Origin of the sequence: Periweissella beninensis, from assembly GCF_016908275.1 — a bacterium.
In the GTDB taxonomy this organism is placed as follows: domain Bacteria; phylum Bacillota; class Bacilli; order Lactobacillales; family Lactobacillaceae; genus Periweissella; species Periweissella beninensis.
In genome coordinates this window covers 25041-42283 of sequence record NZ_JAFBDN010000007.1, presented here as the reverse complement: position 1 = coordinate 42283, position 17243 = coordinate 25041, and the positions used below count along the sequence as shown (strand labels likewise).

18 protein-coding genes are annotated in these 17243 nt (G+C 36.6%); 2 read left to right on the top strand and 16 right to left on the bottom strand.

The genetic code is table 11. The annotated features are described in order from the left end of the window. Positions 1 to 20 precede the first annotated feature (20 nt). From rseP to JOC59_RS04140, 7 genes are all read right to left on the bottom strand, one after another. Positions 21 to 1292: an RIP metalloprotease RseP gene (gene rseP / locus JOC59_RS04170; RefSeq protein WP_205143590.1), complete on the bottom strand. Its 1272-nt coding sequence runs from the start codon at positions 1290 to 1292 to the stop codon at positions 21 to 23. A gap of 27 nt (positions 1293 to 1319) precedes the next feature. Continuing rightward, positions 1320 to 2117 (bottom strand): phosphatidate cytidylyltransferase, encoded by a 798-nt coding sequence (locus JOC59_RS04165; RefSeq protein WP_205143542.1) that lies wholly within the window; start codon positions 2115 to 2117, stop codon positions 1320 to 1322. Positions 2118 to 2138: 21 nt separating this feature from the next. Next, positions 2139 to 2912, bottom strand: a complete 774-nt coding sequence (locus JOC59_RS04160) for an isoprenyl transferase (RefSeq protein WP_205143541.1) — start codon at positions 2910 to 2912, stop codon at positions 2139 to 2141. Between the two features lie 148 nt (positions 2913 to 3060). After that, positions 3061 to 5073 (bottom strand): Stk1 family PASTA domain-containing Ser/Thr kinase, encoded by a 2013-nt coding sequence (gene pknB, locus JOC59_RS04155; RefSeq protein ID WP_205143540.1) that lies wholly within the window; start codon positions 5071 to 5073, stop codon positions 3061 to 3063. After that, positions 5063 to 5815: a Stp1/IreP family PP2C-type Ser/Thr phosphatase gene (locus JOC59_RS04150; protein ID WP_205143539.1), complete on the bottom strand. Its 753-nt coding sequence runs from the start codon at positions 5813 to 5815 to the stop codon at positions 5063 to 5065. The genes pknB and JOC59_RS04150 overlap by 11 nt, the downstream gene beginning before the upstream one ends. A gap of 496 nt (positions 5816 to 6311) precedes the next feature. Then, complete coding sequence (locus tag JOC59_RS04145; protein ID WP_205143538.1) at positions 6312 to 6839, bottom strand: YtxH domain-containing protein; 528 nt, start codon at positions 6837 to 6839, stop codon at positions 6312 to 6314. Between the two features lie 27 nt (positions 6840 to 6866). Continuing rightward, a complete protein-coding gene (locus JOC59_RS04140) occupies positions 6867 to 7274 on the bottom strand; it encodes a DUF948 domain-containing protein (RefSeq protein WP_205143537.1) in 408 nt (135 codons plus the stop codon). 274 nt (positions 7275 to 7548) lie between these two features. On the opposite strand from JOC59_RS04140, the gene JOC59_RS04135 reads away from it, so the two are divergent. Next, positions 7549 to 8064 (top strand): hypothetical protein, encoded by a 516-nt coding sequence (locus tag JOC59_RS04135; protein ID WP_205143536.1) that lies wholly within the window; start codon positions 7549 to 7551, stop codon positions 8062 to 8064. Between the two features lie 70 nt (positions 8065 to 8134). Here the strand turns inward: JOC59_RS04135 and JOC59_RS04130 are convergent, their stop codons facing one another. Further along, on the bottom strand, positions 8135 to 9490 hold the full coding sequence (locus JOC59_RS04130) for an RsmF rRNA methyltransferase first C-terminal domain-containing protein (protein ID WP_205143535.1): 1356 nt from the start codon (positions 9488 to 9490) through the stop codon (positions 8135 to 8137). A 214-nt stretch (positions 9491 to 9704) separates the two neighbouring features. Here JOC59_RS04130 and JOC59_RS04125 point away from each other — a divergent pair, with 214 nt between their 5' ends. After that, complete coding sequence (locus JOC59_RS04125; RefSeq protein WP_205143534.1) at positions 9705 to 10835, top strand: ArgE/DapE family deacylase; 1131 nt, start codon at positions 9705 to 9707, stop codon at positions 10833 to 10835. Positions 10836 to 10907: 72 nt separating this feature from the next. Here JOC59_RS04125 and rbsK read toward each other — a convergent pair whose 3' ends face one another. From rbsK to mutM, 8 genes are all read right to left on the bottom strand, one after another. Further along, positions 10908 to 11840: a ribokinase gene (gene rbsK, locus JOC59_RS04120; protein WP_205143533.1), complete on the bottom strand. Its 933-nt coding sequence runs from the start codon at positions 11838 to 11840 to the stop codon at positions 10908 to 10910. A gap of 297 nt (positions 11841 to 12137) precedes the next feature. Further along, a complete protein-coding gene (locus tag JOC59_RS04115; protein ID WP_205143532.1) occupies positions 12138 to 12647 on the bottom strand; it encodes a hypothetical protein in 510 nt (169 codons plus the stop codon). Between the two features lie 4 nt (positions 12648 to 12651). Continuing rightward, the gene (locus JOC59_RS04110) at positions 12652 to 13665 is read right to left on the bottom strand and encodes a hypothetical protein (protein ID WP_205143531.1); all 1014 of its coding nucleotides are present in this window, start codon (positions 13663 to 13665) and stop codon (positions 12652 to 12654) included. A 1-nt stretch (position 13666) separates the two neighbouring features. Then, positions 13667 to 14545, bottom strand: coding sequence for a coiled-coil domain-containing protein (locus tag JOC59_RS04105; protein WP_205143530.1), 879 nt, complete (start codon positions 14543 to 14545; stop codon positions 13667 to 13669). Positions 14546 to 14878: 333 nt separating this feature from the next. Then, entirely contained in the window at positions 14879 to 15115 is a 237-nt protein-coding gene (gene rpoZ, locus JOC59_RS04100) for a DNA-directed RNA polymerase subunit omega (RefSeq protein ID WP_205143529.1), read from the bottom strand. Continuing rightward, positions 15112 to 15732, bottom strand: a complete 621-nt coding sequence (gmk, locus tag JOC59_RS04095) for a guanylate kinase (RefSeq protein ID WP_205143528.1) — start codon at positions 15730 to 15732, stop codon at positions 15112 to 15114. Before gmk ends, rpoZ begins: the two co-directional genes overlap by 4 nt. A gap of 71 nt (positions 15733 to 15803) precedes the next feature. Then, entirely contained in the window at positions 15804 to 16397 is a 594-nt protein-coding gene (gene coaE / locus JOC59_RS04090) for a dephospho-CoA kinase (protein ID WP_205143527.1), read from the bottom strand. A 9-nt stretch (positions 16398 to 16406) separates the two neighbouring features. Then, positions 16407 to 17237, bottom strand: a complete 831-nt coding sequence (gene mutM / locus JOC59_RS04085) for a bifunctional DNA-formamidopyrimidine glycosylase/DNA-(apurinic or apyrimidinic site) lyase (RefSeq protein WP_205143526.1) — start codon at positions 17235 to 17237, stop codon at positions 16407 to 16409. Positions 17238 to 17243 lie beyond the last annotated feature (6 nt).

The window sequence follows — 17243 nt, the reverse complement described above, 5'->3', positions numbered from 1 at the left end:
AATATCTCCCTAATATTATATTATTTTATAAAATAACGATAAATATCATTAAATGTTACCGCAAGCATTAAAAGCATTAAAAATACAAACCCAGCAATTTGCACCGCATTTTCACTTTTTTCAGATAACTTCTTTCGCCGTACTGCTTCAACTAGATTTAATAATAATTTACCACCATCTAGTGCCGGAATTGGCAAAAGATTAACAATTCCTAAGTTAACACTTAAGAAAGCCATAAACGTTAATACGGAAACAACACCATTTTGCGCAGCCTGTTCAGTATTAGCAAAAATGGCCACTGGTCCTCCCAATTTATTCAGTGTAAAACCACCCGTAAATAAATTAGCTAAGGCATGCCAAATGCGTTCAATCATCGCCCAAGTACCCGTAAAGCCATACATAATCCGACTGGCCAAGTCGTATTTAATTTGATATGAAACCCCAATTAAGCCAATTGTTTGACCACTAACTGTTACTTTTTTAGGAACGACCGTAATGGTTTTGACGCTAGCCCCACGTTTATAAGTAACAGCTACTTTTTGTCCTGCCGAACTTTGAATTTTAGTAGCCATTGATGTCCAATCGGTTACTTTTTTATGATCAAGTGCTAAAATTTGATCCCCCGCTTTTAAGCCAGCTTTTTGCGCAACTGAGTTATCTGAGACAACCCCTAACTTATTATTTTGTGCGGGCACACCACCTTGTAAAAGACCGACCAGTGCAAAGACAACGACCGCTAAAATAAAGTTATTTAACGGACCTGCAAAACTAACCAACGCTCGTTGCCACAATTTAGCTGATTCAAAATGGACATCCCGTGGTGCAATCTGCACTTCAATCCCATCTTGTTCAATAATGGTTGCATCATGGTTAACGTAAAACCGTTTAAATTGATTTTCATCAGCATTTTCATAACCTTCAATCCACAGTTCATCAACTAGATCAAATTTACTAACTTGAACTGGAATACCTTGAAAAAGCATTTGTTTATCTGATGCGTTTATCCGAACAACTTGGCTATCATCATTTAATTGTAAACTAACCATCTTTCCTGGTTGTAAATCGTCAACATCTTCTTGCGCACCAGCCATCCGGACATAACCACCAACTGGTAGCAACCGTAATGTATAACTAGTATTATTTTTACGAAAAGCTAAGATTTTAGGCCCCATTCCGATTGAAAATTCACGAACTAGAATTCCTGATTTTTTTGCAAAATAAAAATGACCAAATTCATGAACAATAACCAATATCCCAAATACAATAATAAAGGTTGCAATTGTTATTAACAAATTGTGCAAATATTTATCCTCACTTTTCTAATTTATTACGCCCAGTAAATATAAAACTGGTAGTACTAATAAGAGACTATCAAACCGGTCCAATATACCACCATGCCCTGGTAAAATTTTACCTGAATCCTTTACATTATAATAGCGTTTTAACGCTGATTCAATCAAGTCACCAAATTGTCCCGCGCACGATGCAATCAATGAAATAACAATCATAATTGACCAACTATACGTCTGTGGAAAAAATAAAAGATAAATTGCCGAAACAATTACTGAAACAACTGTTCCGCCAATTGACCCTTCCCAAGTTTTATTGGGACTAATGCGTGGGGCCAACTTATGCTTACCAATTTGTCGGCCGACTAAATAGGCACCTGAGTCCGTTATCCAGACAATTAATAACGCATAAAAAAGGGTTGCTAAACCGTTATTCATATTTCTCGCGCTCATAAAGAAATGGAACCCAAAGCCGACGTAAAAGACCGTCAGTACCATAATCGCCGCATCATCAAACGTAAAATGATTTTTACTAATTACCGTGTGTAAAAGCATCAAAATAATGAAGAGATACATCAAATTATTTTGGCTTAAAATTTTAATCGTATTATTTTGCCACCAACTAGTTGGTAGAACTGCGATTATCACTGCAATATTACTAATAATCGCTTCAAATGAAATTAATAGTTTTTTTCGCATGATTAAAATTTCATCAACCGCTACAATCGCCATAAAGGCAATCAAAATTTGTAATGGTAAACCACCTAATATTAATAATGGGATAAAAACAGCTAAGGCAACAATCGCCGTTAACACTCTAGTTTTCATTGTTTTTTATTTTCTCCACTTCTACTTATTTAAACCGCCAAAACGACGATCCCGTTTTTGATAAAGGAACAACGCATGTTTAAAAATAGTAGCATCAACTGCTGGCCAATGCTCATCAATAAACACAAACTCACTATAGGCGATTTGCCAAAGTAAAAAATTACTAATACGTTGCTCGCCACTGGTTCGAATAATTACATCTGGATCAGCAAGCTCATTAAGCTGTTTTGTCATCAAGTGCTCACTGATTAATGTTTCATCAATCGCCTCAATTGTTAAATTGTTAGTAACCACTTCTTGACTAATCGCTTGTACTGCACTCACGATTTCTGCTCGGCTACCATAATTTAAAGCAAAATTTAAAACCATGCCCGTATTATTTTTAGTCTGCTCAATTGCATTATTCACGGCTTTTTGTGTTTTTGCTGGTAATTGATCCGTATAGCCAATCACCTGAACTTGAATATTATTAGCAATGAGCTCTGGTACAAATGTATCAAAAAAAGTTACAGGTAAACCCATTAAATAATTAACTTCCTGATCTGGCCGTTTCCAATTCTCAGTTGAAAAAGCATACAGTGTTAAAACTTGAATACCTAAATCATTAGCAACCATCGTTATTTTTTTAACAGTGTTCATTCCTTCTTTATGACCAGCGATGCGTGGTAAATGTCTTTGTTGAGCCCAACGCCCATTACCATCCATAATTATTGCCACATGCTTTGGTATACGTTGCAAGTCTAATGTTTCATTGCTATCTATCGTGGGTTGTTTTTTTCCTTTAAATCCAAACACGGTTCACCTCCATTGTTACTCAATCTTAAATTTTACCATACCTACTATAATTAAGCATACCTATGATAAATAAACTAAACTTTTTATAAAAAAAAGGCCGCTAAAACTAGCATTGGCCTTCTCACATATAACCTAAAACATTTTTTAATCAATCATCATCATCACTAGTACTAGTTGCTTGACTACTTGAGCCACTTGAGCCACTTGAACTACTTTGACTACTATCGGTACTGGAAGCATTTTTAGAGTCTTCACTACTCTCTTGCTTTTGAGAATTCGTAGCACTACTTGAACTTGTAGTTGTATCCGCTAATGTAATCGTTAAAGTACTACCTAGACTGATTTGCGTATTTTTGCTAGGGCTTTGTTTAACAACCTCATTATTATCATCACTGTTGTCATTTTCAATTTTTAAATTGATGGAATTACTACTTGCCCAGGCTTTAACCTTCGCCCGCGTTGCACCAATAAAGTTCGGAATCGTTATCTTTTTAGGTCCTTTAGATAAAGTTACCCGCATAGTATCACCTTCCTCGACCGTTTGCCCACTCACAACACTTTGTTCAACAATTTTACCTTTAGCGACTTTAGTTGAATAAGTACTATTAGGCTGCAAAATTTTAATATTATTGTTATTTGCCCAATTATAAAATTTTGCAGGACTTGCATTTGTAAAATCTGGTACCGTTATTTTATTTGGCCCCGCACTCACATTAAACGTCACCGTCGTCGTTGTGGGATCTACTTTAGTCTCCGCATTGATATTTTGACTAATAATTTCGCCAACCGGAATTTCATTTGAGGTAACACGTTTCGCTTTGGTAGTAAAACCCTTTGTTTTGAGCGTTGTGGCTACTTCAGTATATTCTTCACCAGTATAGTCACCAAGCCGAATTAGTTTACGGCCACTAGAAATTACTAAATCAACCGTTGTCCCTTTTTTAACCTGCTTATTGTAGCCTGGAGTTGCCGAAATAACATTGCCACTATTTATTTTTTGGGAGGATGTTTTAGTAATTGTGCCTACCTTTAAGTCATTATCTTGAATTAGCTTAACCGCATTAGCTTGACTTTTATTTACTAAATTTGGTACCTCAACGGTCTTATTTTCAAATGCAAATATACCTACGCCAACTAATAATGCCATCATTAGACTACCCAACATCAACCACAGCTTGCGATGCTTTTTCTTGATTGGTTTTTGCATAACCTCTTCAACCGGGTCATTCGCATTATCTACAAAATCTTCATCATACTCTGACTGTAAGTCAGCTAATGGAATAATTTTCGTGGCTTCATCATCAATTCGCCCTGGTATAAAGCGTGGTTCACTTGCTCGTTGTGGTGCTAAGACACTACTAAGGTCAGTCGCCATTTCAGCCACTGAAGTATATCTTAATGTTGGATCTTTAGCGGTTGCTCGTAATACAACGTTTTCCATTGGTTGTGGAATTTTTGAATCTAATTCTTTTAAATCTGGAATTTCTGATTGTGAATGTTGCAACGCAATTGCGACAGCATTATCCCCTTCAAAAGGGACATGCCCCACCAGCATTTCAAACAAAATAATACCTAACGAATACACATCAGAACGATCGGTTGCCATCCCTCCACGCGTTTGTTCAGGTGATAAATAATGAACTGAGCCTAAAATAGTATTAGTTTGTGTCATTGATACGGCATCATTAGTTAATGCTATTCCAAAATCTGAAATTTTAGCAACTTCATGCTTATCAATTAAAATATTTTGTGGCTTTAAATCCCGATGAATAATCCCTGCCTGATGTGCCGTAGCAACCGCTGAGAGAATTTGTTCCATAATCTTTATTACTTTTTCGTATGGAATTGGGAAAGTCTCTTTAATGTAACTCTTTAAATCCATACCATCAATATATTCCATGACAAGGTATTGCATGCCCTGATCTTCACCATAATCATATAAAGAAACAATATTTGGATGCACTAATTCAGTAGCAGCCACCGCTTCCCGATAAAAACGCTGTGATGTGCGCACATCACTAGCCATATCAATGCGTAAAATTTTTAGCGATACATCCCGATCTAAAATTAGATCATGGGCTAAATAAACATTAGCCATGCCACCTTCACCTAATGGTCGCTTTATTTGATACCGACCACCAATAATTTGATTAGGCATCATAGTTCTTTACCTCGAGTTCACGTTCTAATAAAAGAACCGTAATATTATCACGGCCACCTGCTTTATTTGCTTTTTTTACTAAGTTTTTTACTTTCTTATCTAACGTTAGTTCTGCCGATAAGATATCTTTTATTTCTGAATCTGTAACAAAATTTGTTAGTCCATCCGTTGATAACATAATGATGTCCCCCGGTTTTATCATGTATGTATATGTGTCCAATAGTGCTTCGTCGTTAACCCCCAACCAACGAGTAATAATATTTTTATCCGGATGTAGTTGTGCATCTTCCGGTTTAATTTTACCATTTTTAACTAATTCATTAACTAAAGAATGATCTGTCGTTATTTGTGTTAATTCTTGTTTATGTAGAACATAGCCCCGCGAGTCACCAATGTTAGCCATTAGTAGCTGATCATCAAAGATCATGGTTGCTACTAACGTTGTGGCCATGCCTTGCAAGTCCCTAAAGCGTTGTGAAGCTGCTAAAATCGCTGCATTTTCATTCTTCACTTGCCCAAGTAACCACTCCTTCGCTCTTTTTGGAGTACTAATGTCATCTAGTTCCCATTGATTACCAAGATGTAAAACCGCCATTGTTGATGCGACATCCCCCGCTGCTTGGCCACCAACTCCATCTGCAACCATCGCAAATGTGTATCCCTTTTTATTTTTAAAAGTCCCTACGTAATCTTGATTAGATTGCCGTCTTAACCCTATATCCGTTTGAAATGCTACTTTCATTGATATTAACTCCTTAGAAACTACGCCATTAGCCAATTATACCTAAAAAGCATCGTTTGGTAAAATTACCTAAGAAAAATTTAATCAGTTTCCAATCTAAGTGAAATTCTGATTTTCGCTATTATTTAATAATTATTTTTCATAAAAAGCCAGACTAACTAATATTCGCTGTTAAAAGATTAATTGCAGATTAAAACGACAATTATTTTTTTAATTTTTACATTTATATAATTACATATGATCGCGTTGGTTTCAACACTTATTATTACGAATGAATTAATCGCTCATCTATTATATACGTAATCTATAATACTTATGACCACACGATTTAAACATCGGTGCTGTGCTATTCACTACTAGTTGATACTGTTGCTCCTCTATATAGACACTTTGCTTAGCCTCACTACGAAAAAAGGGCTGAATTAGCGAAATTCAGTCCTTCTTCATATGCTATCTGCTTAGCATGCACCTAGCTTTAGGTACATAACACCGCTATTTATTTGTCTGTTTTTTCTGAATCATCTTGATTATGGTTTAAAGTTTCTAACTTATCCCAAAATTCATTAGTTGCCGCTGGTGCTTCATCAACAACTTGGTCTTTTGAATCCTGCTTCTGAAGTGCAGTTTCACTAATATCTAAGGCAATATCGTTTACTTCAGTGCTGCCTACTTGGTTAGTCTGTTCCGTCACTTCACTTGTTTTTTTACTTAACTTTTCTTTGACATCCTCAACTTTAGTTTGAGCCTTGCTTGCAAAAGCCTGGGCTTTATTTGCCACCGTTTGGGCCTTATCAGTTAAATCAGCATAATGTTGGTTATTTTCCTTTAATTCACCATGGCGATCTTCAACTGCGTCAGCTGCAAAGAAGGCATAATCCACTGCTAAATCACGTAAACTTGCTTGTTTTTCTGCCAATTGCTTTTTTAAAGCTGCCTTTTTTTCCGGTGATAATGCTTTATAGGCCGCCATTGCAGCCACACCACTTACAGCTATTCCTGCTAGAAAACTCATTGCTTTTGCCATCTTTTTTACCTCCAAGGTTATCTTAATTTATTTAGTTTTATTTTTTTTATTCGCACGATGCCGCTTAAACGAATTCCAAGCTGGTTTACCAAGCATCGTTACCAACCCTAACCGACTAAAGCCCCTAACATTTCGCGTGGTTTTCCCAACATGATTTGTTAAATTCTTGGCAGCACCATTTAATTCGGATACCGAAAGGCCTAAATCAGCAACTGCTTGAAAAGCTGGATCAACTGTTTTTACTTTCTCATCGACATCGGCTAATAACACATTAGCATTGGCTAACACTTCTTCTACTTCATGTGAAATTTGATCAATATCATTAGTAATAATCCCTAAGCTTTTCGTTAATCTAACTAAGAAAATACTAATCACCACTACTAACGCTACAAAAGCTAATGCTGCTATTAAACCCGCAATCTGTCCACCACTCATCACTGATCCTCCCAATATCTTATTATAAGAAGTTTAACATTGAACTTTAAGTGTTTCAAATATAAATCATAAAGTTTATCCCAAACTTTATCTAATCTAAAATTCAAGCTATAATATGCTTTGATAGCCATACTTAATTTGTTTATCCTCAGCTAGGTTTTTCCGTCATTAGTACTATTTTACTTTATTTTTTATAATTAGTACAAGCAACCACTCGATAATCTGCAAATAAATATGCTATCTGCAATAATTTTAGAAAAGTACAGGTATGAACATGTTTGTCATTTATGGAACTAAGCTTTTAACAAATCATCTAAAAACCCCAAAAGATGCTGCCATCCCAGCTAATACTACTAATATTATCAGTTGGCATGCTGATTTTTTTACGCAAAACAATACTTATTATTACATCCTAGTTAATGATAATAATCAGGCTGAAACAATTGCTATTTCTAATGATACTCCGTTGTCAAATAGCCAATTAGCACAAACAGCAGCTACTAGAATTGCCCGTTTTTATGTTCAAACTAGTAATAAAGAAGCCTTTGATTTTTTCCAAGCACATGCACAAGAAATTTTAATTTTAGCAGATACTAATCAAGCAAATTTTGAAATTATGCAAGCTAAAAAGAAAACTGTTCGCGCCCAATTACGTCAGCAACACAAACAAACTGCACACCCAACGCCTACCCAAAAACAAATTGTAACTAGTAAAGTTGATAAGAACGCCCGTAAATTTTACGGAGGTCTTTTAACCCACGCCGTTCATAAAAATACAAAGGGGAAATAATAAATCCTAAAAGTCAAAAACATGGTCCTTGCTCACAACTTCAGGATCATGTTTTTTTATGATTATTCTTTTATTTAACCAAAAAGCGTAGGCCCTTTGGATAAAAATTTTTAAGCGTTTGGCCAACCACCTTCGCAAAACCAAAACCATTACCATTAACAACAACTTGGTACCAACCATTACCTGTCACAGGCGCTGATGTTAGGGTCAGTGTTTCACCATGCACATACTGCCGCCACTGTTCTTCAGTAATTTCAATTTGTTTTTTAGTCTCTAAGGGCGTTAACGCTAATCCTAAAGCAAAACTTGGCTCAAACCGATTCTTTTTAAAGGTGCCCATGTGTACCCCAGCACGCATAATAGTTAATCTTTTCAAATCAATCATCATTTTAGGTACACAATATAACTGATCCCCGAATGTGACCAAAACACCTGGTAAATCGGTTAATATATTGTCAGTGGCAAATATTTGCCACAGTTTTTGTTGCTCACATGTCAAATTGCTTGTCACTAACTTAGGCGTAGTTTGCATAACTGGTTTGTGCCATTTTAACTTAGCAATAAAATGGCCTTCACCCGCAAAATGATGGGGGAATAGGCGCGCTGTTTTACTTAATTCAGGATTATTGTCCGCCCACGCTGGTTGGCCATCATCAACATTAGCTGGTTTATCAATTGGTAGTAATTCTAATGCCGGATAAGTTTTTAGCAGCCACGCGATAATTTGTTCATTTTCTTCGGGCGCAAAAGTACATGTCGAGTAAATTAATTCCGCTTCTGGCGCTAACATTTTAACTGCTGCAGCTAAAATTTCCCGTTGTAACCGCGCGCACTCTTTTGGATAATCTTGATGCCAATACTGCATGGCATCAGGATCCTTTCGAAACATTCCCTCCCCTGAACATGGTGCATCAACCACAATGCGATCAAAGAAATTAGGAAAGAGTGGTGCCAATTTCTGGGGACTTTCATTGGTTACGACTACATTTCTTAGACCAAACCGTTCGACATTTTCCGCAAGAATCACTGCTCGCTTTTTAAAGATTTCATTTGATACTAATAAGCCTGAATTGCCTAAATAACTGGCTAAATGCGTTGTCTTGCCACCTGGGGCTGCTGATAAATCAAGGACTTTTTCTCCTGGCTTAGGTCGAGCAACTTCACCCACTAACATGGCACTAGGCTCTTGGGAATAAACTAGCCCCGTTGTGTGATCAATCGAATGCCCCTTTACTTTGCCATAGTACCCAAATGGTACATAATCAATTGAGGCTGTGCGGTCAGTATCCGCTAATTGCTGATTTATTTTAAGAGGATTAATCCGATAGCCTTTTTTGATTGGTTCATCAAACGCCGCAAAAAAAGCAGCCGCTTGTGTTCCTAATAACTTTTGATACTTACTAACAAAATCTTTTGGTAAATCCATTTTAACTTCTGCTCCTAATTTTTATTGATATAAAGATATCCAATACTATTTTATAAATATTCATTAATTAGCCCATTTTAGCGTTAAACAGCTTCTACAGCTTATTTCGCTAACAATTAATTTATGTTATATTTTAAAAAACTTGATATACAAGCGCAATAAATTGGCGTATGATTAAAACTAATTAAATTTTTTTAATGAAAGAGGGCTCAATATGCACCCAGCGATTAAATTTCTTAGTAACCTTATTGATATTAATACTGCCAATGATAATGAAAATGAATTAGCGCAATTAATCGCTGATCAGCTAACACATCATAATATTTCGAGTAAACTTGTTAGTTACTCCAAAAATCGTAGTAGCTTAATTGCTGAGATTGGCCAAGGAGAAACCGTTGTCGGGCTAACTGGTCATTTAGATACCGTTTTACCTGGTGATCCAGCAAAATGGCAATACCTTCCTTACAAAGCAACTATTGTTGATAATCGCTTGTATGGGCGTGGCGCTGCTGACATGAAATCAGGAATCGCTGCCCTTGTATTTGCGTTTATTAATTTAGCCAAATCAGCGGATACATTAAATGGCCGTGTGCGCCTAATGTTAACCGTTGGTGAAGAAAATGGTGCGCAAGGCGCTCACCAACTCACTCAACTACATTACGCTGATGATCTAACAGCACTAATCGTCGCTGAACCGACTGATGCTCATATTATTTATGCCCATAATGGCTCATTAAATTATACAGTGACCGCTGAAGGTAAACAAGTCCATTCATCAATGCCAGCAGCCGGTATCAATGCTATTGATGGTTTAGTTGCTTTTTATAATGAAGAAAAAACACTCTTCGATCAAGCACCGGTTCATTCGACCCTAGGACCAGTTGTACACTCAATTACGGTGATTGCTAGTGGCCATCAGGTTAATTCAATCCCTGGTGAAGGGTTCTTACGTGGTAACATACGCCCCATTCCTAATTTTTATAATGATGCCGTTACCCTCAAATTACAAACTTTACTTGCCAATTTAAATCAACAAACCAATGCTCAGCTCACCTTAACCATCGATAATAGCTTTTGGCCCGTAGAAAGTGATCCCAACGGTTCACTCGTTGCAGCTGCCAAACTTGCGTACCAAAATAACTTCAAGCAAGAACCAACCCTAGGAGTTATTCATGGTGCCACTGATGCTTCTGAATTTGTTAAAGGCCTTCATCAGTTTGAAACAATTGTTATGGGACCGGGGCCTTGGGAAAAAGCCCATATGGTTGATGAATATGTTGAAACTGATCAAGTTATTACGATGATCAAAACCTATGACGATTTAGTAACTACTTATTTACAATAATAACTAAAAAGCATGGTAATTCCTAAAAAATAACCATGCTTTTTTACTATTTTATTTGTTTTTGCTTAACGCTTAGCTTTCTTTACTAGCCAAAGCTTGTTTAACCTGTTCTAAATTAGGAATTGAAGGTAATGCCCCGGGCCCTTGCACGGTGATTGAAGATGCCCGATTTGAAAAACGAATGGCTTCAATGACATTGCTTAAATCTAATTCTAATTGTGATGCCAATGTGCCAATAAAGGTATCACCTGCAGCTGTCGTATCGACTGCATCTACTTTAAACGCTGGGACAAAACCGGCACCATTAATCGTACTATAATATGCTCCACGTGCCCCCACGGTAATAATTAAGTTTTGCACCCCTAGTTCACGGAATTTACGGGCATTTTCTTCCATTGAAGCATCATCACTTACTGCTATCCCCGTAATAATTTCTGCTTCCGTTTCATTTGGAATAATTAAATCGGTTAATTCTAATAATTCGGTTGGAATCCCTTGTTTAGCTGGTGCGGGATTTAAAATCGTAAAAACACCATTTTGCTTAGCAATCTCAAAAGCCTTTAACGTAACTTCTAAAGGTGTTTCAAATTGCGCAACTAACACGTCGGCAGCTGCAATTGCTTCACTAGCATTCTGAGCATCACTAACAGTTAGGGCCTGATTAGCTCCTCCATGAATCAAAATAGTATTATTACCATCTTCTTCAAGCAAAATGTACGCTGAACCGGTCCCAATATTTGCTAATTTCTGCACATGATTACTATCCACTACATTGGCTTGTAACGCAGCTAACATCATTTCACCATTTTGATCTTGACCAACGGCCCCAACAAATTTAGTTTGGGCACCCATGCGGGCAGCCGCTACAGCTTGATTAGCACCCTTACCACCTGGGGCAGTACTAGCATTGTTCATAGCCATCGTTTCCCCTTGCTTAGGTAAACGTGAAATATGTAAAATTGTATCTGCATTTAAACTCCCTAGTACTGTAATTTTACGTGTCATTTAATTTGACCTCCCAATTTTGCATTTTAAATATATAATCATGTAGTTAATTTCGCTCTCTAGCATACCATAGATTACCTATAACACGCTATAGGTAATCTATTGCCTTGTAGTTAACATGGTAGCTTGGACCTCTTTGATTAAAACACTAAAAAGCAACTAACTCGTATGCCGAGTTAGTTGCTTGTCGATTAACCTTAGTGATTTACCCCCGTCCCTCTTAACCGGTGGGTGTTCATTTCAATTTTAAGTTTGGAAAACTTTTTACTAGCTCATGTAATTGCATCTAAACGTACCCTAATCGGTTACGAGCGCGTTAATTTGTTCTTCAAAAGCTTGTTGTAGAAAATCTTGCTTTAAAGCTAATTCAACTAAGCCAAATTTAATAATCGAATGCCAAGCATGTTTAAAACTAGCTTGATCACCCTGTAAATAACAATTCCACAACATACTTTTAATTCCTAAATAATGAGCATTTAAGTCTCGTTTAGGCATCTTGGCCAACTTTGTTAATTCGCTCTCTTCTAAAACAACTAAATGCGTCCATTGCTCAACTTGCGCAATCCATAAAAACAAATTCAAGGTTTGGACATAGTTGTTAATAGTTGTTGCATTAATAGCCATTGCCGGCATATTTTGCCACCCCTTAAACCAACCTAGTTGATCAGCCAATAATCCTAATTGTACATCTAAATTAACATACACCGTTTTACGCCAATCAGCTGGTTTTTGCCGAAAATTGCGGTTAAGAGATATTGTCTGTTTTGCTTCCCGAGAAAGGCGCAATAATTTAGCAGTGTCAAGCATAACCCTAACCTTCCTCACTATAATGTGGCTGTAAAACTTCAACCTGGACGCGATTTGCCTCTACGTGATTAGGCTTAGCACCAAACACACGTTGATTTGCTTGAATTTCTAAGCTAGCTAAATCGGTTTGATACCATTGATAGATGAAATCATAATTCATCAACACATCAAACCATGATTGGCGCTCATTCGCATCAATTACCGTTAAATACCAAAATGGCTGATTATCATTACCAATATTTTGAAGCAAGTTAACGATGATATTGCCTGGTAAAGCTAATTTAGCTCCATACCCATCAGTCGCATTTTGCATGATAATTTCATCTTTAGCCGATAACACAAATAGTTTATCTAATAGTTCTGGCGCCAAATTAGCCTCTTTAAATTCAAACTGATAGGTATTTGCAACTGTTAAGATATTATAATCAACTGTGAACGCAAAATCACTACTTAATGCTGCCGCAAAATCCATCATCACATGAATCGCTGTCATTCGTGCATCAGCACTAATAATTGCTCTCAACTCGGTCCCAAATAACTCTACTAAATCATGGCTATTAAAAAATAATTCTTTTTTTGCAAGGTTAAGATAAAACAAGCGCCGTTTAGTTTCAATTTCCGTAAAGAAAGCCCCACCGTTATATGATGTGTCTAATTCAAATTGAAAACGGGCCCGCACCCCACTCCCAGCTAAAAACAAACCTAATTCTTGATGATCAGTGGCGCTAGCTAAACTAAAATTACTATTTTGGTGTAATTCTAGTAACCGAGTCATAAACAAAAGATACCAATCGTTTTTTTGATATTGGTTAGGAAACTGAACTTGCTTGGTATTCAAATCAAAATTAATTAATTGAAGCACTGCCGTTAATAATTGATTAGCATCATTAGTTAATAGTAATTGATCAACTAATTCCGTAAACTGATAGCCATTTGCAAGGCCAGCTTTGAGTTCATCATTATAACCAATTAAACTTTTACTTGGTAAAACACCTACTGGTAAGTCTGAAACTGTCATATTATGCTTCCTCCCCAGTATTATTTATTAAAAATGTTATATAACTTTGATACAATGCTTGCGCTTGCTGTTCAAATACCGTAAACGTTTGAAACTGCTGTTCAATACTCTTTTGTTCATACATCAAAATCGTATCTTCTTTTGATAATGCTAAAATTTTATCATTATTAACTTGAATTTTTTGATGTGCTTGCCCTGCTTTTTCGTCATCAGCTTGAAGCTGTGCCAACTGTTCAACAAGCTCTTCACGTTGCTCGCGCGCTTTTGTACCGTTAAATAAACCCGTCCGCATATTATTGGTTTCATCTAACTCAACTCGGAGCTGTTCTTTAGCTGATTCACGTTGGGCTTGTGTATCAATTAATTTTTGTAACTTTTCATTTTCATCAGTTAAAATCGCAATATTATCACTGTTAAAGCGGATACCATTTTTTGACAATTCGACTGATTTTTCTAATTTACTATACTCAACATCATCAAATTCAAAAGCTAATTCAAGCACATTTAACGTCCCAAACCGCCGTCGATCCCACCAATTACCAAAGTAGATTTCGTACTCCCCATTAACAATTTCTTTATAATAAAAGAACGGAAAAGCCTTCGCCAAATAGGTAATTAATTCTTGGGCTAAAAAATGACTTAATTCAGCTCTTAAATTGATTACCATTGCAGATAATTGATTATCATCAGGGTTATCAATTCGATTTTCGACAACTTCTTGATAACGTTTTTGATCAAGCAAACTATACAGTAAGCGATCATCGTGCTCTTGAATGGCTGTTTTAACTGCTGTTAAATAGTTTAGTTTGTCATCCAATTTTTCAAGTAATATTGGATGGACAATTGGTCCTTGCGTTGCTAAATATTCATTAGTTGTCATTAAACATCACGCCCCATTTTTTTAATAACTTCATTGATTAATTGAATATTTTATCTCAATTAATTCATATATTAATCATACCGCAAATTTTAATTAAAATAACCTTTCAGGTCATTTTTTTACCGATTTAATCCAAAATATCTTTTTTATCTTAATAAGAGCACCTCATTAGTAATTTAATAATGCCACGTAACAAAAAAGCATGCTAATTTACTAATTAACATGCCTTTGCGTATTACTATTTGGCGTCCCTAGGTGGGATGTTATGCCATAAAGCACTTTTATTTGCATTTAAAGATAATGACCTTAATTACGGCTCAACTCATTATTAAACTAGTTTTTAGTTTTTTTAGCAGCTTCGGCAATTGCGTCTGTCCCTGGTTCAATAACCACGTCACCCGCTTCAATTTCTTCTAATGCTTGACCAATCGTTTTAACGGACGTAAATTCTTCTAAAGTAGGTGTTGCGCCTGCTTCTAACTCATGCGCTCGTTTTGAAGCCAATGAGATTAGTTTATAACGTGAATCAACATTTTCTAATAACTTATCAACTGATGGATATAAAATCATTTCCCTAGTTCTCCAATCATTTCTGTGTATTCTGGCATTACTCGGATAACCCGTAATCGTTCGGCCCGAATAATATCTTTGATACGATCAACTGCCAAATTAACTTCATCATTTACAACGGCATAATCGTAATTTTCCATCATTTTGATTTCAGTGATTGCCGTTTCAATTCGTTTATCGATTACATCTAATGAGTCGGTCCCGCGACCAACCAAGCGACTTTTAAGTTCTTTTAAGTCCGGCGGAGTTAAAAAGATATAAACCCCTGTAGGCATTTTTTCCCGAACTTGCATTGCCCCTTGAACTTCAATCTCTAAGAAGACATCATGGCCTTCATCCAAAGTTTGGTTGATATATTTTAATGGTGTCCCATAATAATTATCAACATATTGGGCATACTCAAGCATCCCATCGTTAGCAATCTCAGTTTCAAATTCTGCTCTGGTTACAAAATGGTAATCCACTCCATTAACCTCTCCTTCACGCGGTTGCCGTGTTGTCATTGATACTGAATAGACAAAGTCGTTCCCACCTTGTTCAAAAATTGCTTTTCGTACTGTTCCTTTACCAACACCTGATGGCCCAGAGAGCACGATGAGCATACCGCGTTTTGCCATGACGCAATTCCTCCATCTGATATTCTAAATATATTAAAATATCATAGCATACATTTCATCAATTTGCTATGTCAAACTTTTAAGGTAGCTAAAATTTCATCAATTTGGCGATAGGTTGCGGCTATATCGCCACTATTATCTATTACAAAGTCAGCCAATTTTATTTTTTGTGTTAATGGCATTTGCGTAGCAATCCGGGCTAGGGCCGCCGGTTTGGCTAAGTGATTACGTTGCATGAGTCGTTGGATTTGTAGTGACTTTGAAATTGCCACCACCACCACCCAATCAACCGTTTTAGCGTAACCTGCTTCGAATAAAGTTGGCGCATCTAGCACGACAAGTGGTACATTTTGTTGACGCCAATGTGCCAAATTAGTCTTAATAGTCTGCGCAATATACGGGGCCATGATTTTATTCAGTTTAACCAAACATTTAGGATCTGCAAATACAATTTCACCTAATCTCTTCCGCTCTAAAACACCCTGCTCGTTAAAAACGGCCGTTCCAAAGGTTGCGCTAAGCTGTGCTAATAGTTCCTGATTATTAGTGATTAGCTCATGCACTAGCACATCTGCGTCCACAACGGGAATTTTTTTAGTCTTTAAATAATTACTGACAGTTGATTTTCCTGTCGCAATCCCACCTGTTAAACCTAAAATCTTCATGCTAATCTCCTAATGTAACACTTGGCACACCGGACAATAGGTTGTCCCACGTTGGGCAACTTTCATTTTTAATAACGGTGTTTGGCATCGTTTACATGGCTGCCCTTTACGGCCATAAACATCTAATTGATCTTGAAAAGAGCCGGCCTCACCAAACGCATTCGTGTATGAATGTACCGTTGTTCCATGTTGTTCAGTTGCGATTGCTAGTTCATTAATAATATTTTCTCGTAATTGCTTAATTTCTAAATCACTAAGCGTGTTAACTGGTTGTTCTGGATGAATTTTAGTTTGCCACAACACTTCATCTGTATAAATATTACCTAAGCCCGCAATATTGGCTTGATCTAATAAAAACGGTTTAATTATTTTATGACTTTTGCTCATTATTTTTTGCATATATTCAAATGTTAATGTCGTTGTAGTTGGTTCCGGCCCCATTTTTTTAATTCCGGGCACTAATTCATTTTCTAAGCCAGTCTCAATGACTTGCATTCGACCAAATTTTCGCGTATCTATATACCATAAATCAGTTGCGTGGTTCAAATGAAAGACGACACACACATGTTTTTCTAGGGGTGTTGTTGCTGGCACAGTATAATATTTACCTTCCATTCGTAAATGACTAACTAAGGTTAGATTATCACTTAAGCGAAATAATAAAAATTTACCGCGTCGTTCAATTGTTTCAATTTTTTTACCAGCTAATTTAGCTCGCAATGCGGGCGAATCAGCTATTAACGTTTTGGGCCATATTGTTTCAACACTTTCAATGGTCATATTTTTCACTAAACGGAGTAAACCCCGGTGCACTGTCTCAACTTCAGGTAATTCTGGCATCCTTTT

Coding starts and splice junctions, on each gene's coding strand:
- JOC59_RS04165 (WP_205143542.1), bottom strand. CDS start 2,117: ATGAAAACTAGAGTGTTAACGGCGATTGTTGCCTTAGCTGTTTTTATC.
- pknB (WP_205143540.1), bottom strand. CDS start 5,073: ATGATGCCTAATCAAATTATTGGTGGTCGGTATCAAATAAAGCGACCA.
- JOC59_RS04150 (WP_205143539.1), bottom strand. CDS start 5,815: ATGAAAGTAGCATTTCAAACGGATATAGGGTTAAGACGGCAATCTAAT.
- JOC59_RS04145 (WP_205143538.1), bottom strand. CDS start 6,839: ATGGCAAAAGCAATGAGTTTTCTAGCAGGAATAGCTGTAAGTGGTGTG.
- JOC59_RS04140 (WP_205143537.1), bottom strand. CDS start 7,274: ATGAGTGGTGGACAGATTGCGGGTTTAATAGCAGCATTAGCTTTTGTA.
- JOC59_RS04135 (WP_205143536.1), top strand. CDS start 7,549: ATGTTTGTCATTTATGGAACTAAGCTTTTAACAAATCATCTAAAAACC.
- JOC59_RS04130 (WP_205143535.1), bottom strand. CDS start 9,490: ATGGATTTACCAAAAGATTTTGTTAGTAAGTATCAAAAGTTATTAGGA.
- JOC59_RS04125 (WP_205143534.1), top strand. CDS start 9,705: ATGCACCCAGCGATTAAATTTCTTAGTAACCTTATTGATATTAATACT.
- rbsK (WP_205143533.1), bottom strand. CDS start 11,840: ATGACACGTAAAATTACAGTACTAGGGAGTTTAAATGCAGATACAATT.
- JOC59_RS04115 (WP_205143532.1), bottom strand. CDS start 12,647: ATGCTTGACACTGCTAAATTATTGCGCCTTTCTCGGGAAGCAAAACAG.
- JOC59_RS04110 (WP_205143531.1), bottom strand. CDS start 13,665: ATGACAGTTTCAGACTTACCAGTAGGTGTTTTACCAAGTAAAAGTTTA.
- JOC59_RS04105 (WP_205143530.1), bottom strand. CDS start 14,545: ATGACAACTAATGAATATTTAGCAACGCAAGGACCAATTGTCCATCCA.
- rpoZ (WP_205143529.1), bottom strand. CDS start 15,115: ATGATTTTATATCCATCAGTTGATAAGTTATTAGAAAATGTTGATTCA.
- gmk (WP_205143528.1), bottom strand. CDS start 15,732: ATGGCAAAACGCGGTATGCTCATCGTGCTCTCTGGGCCATCAGGTGTT.
- coaE (WP_205143527.1), bottom strand. CDS start 16,397: ATGAAGATTTTAGGTTTAACAGGTGGGATTGCGACAGGAAAATCAACT.
- mutM (WP_205143526.1), bottom strand. CDS start 17,237: ATGCCAGAATTACCTGAAGTTGAGACAGTGCACCGGGGTTTACTCCGT.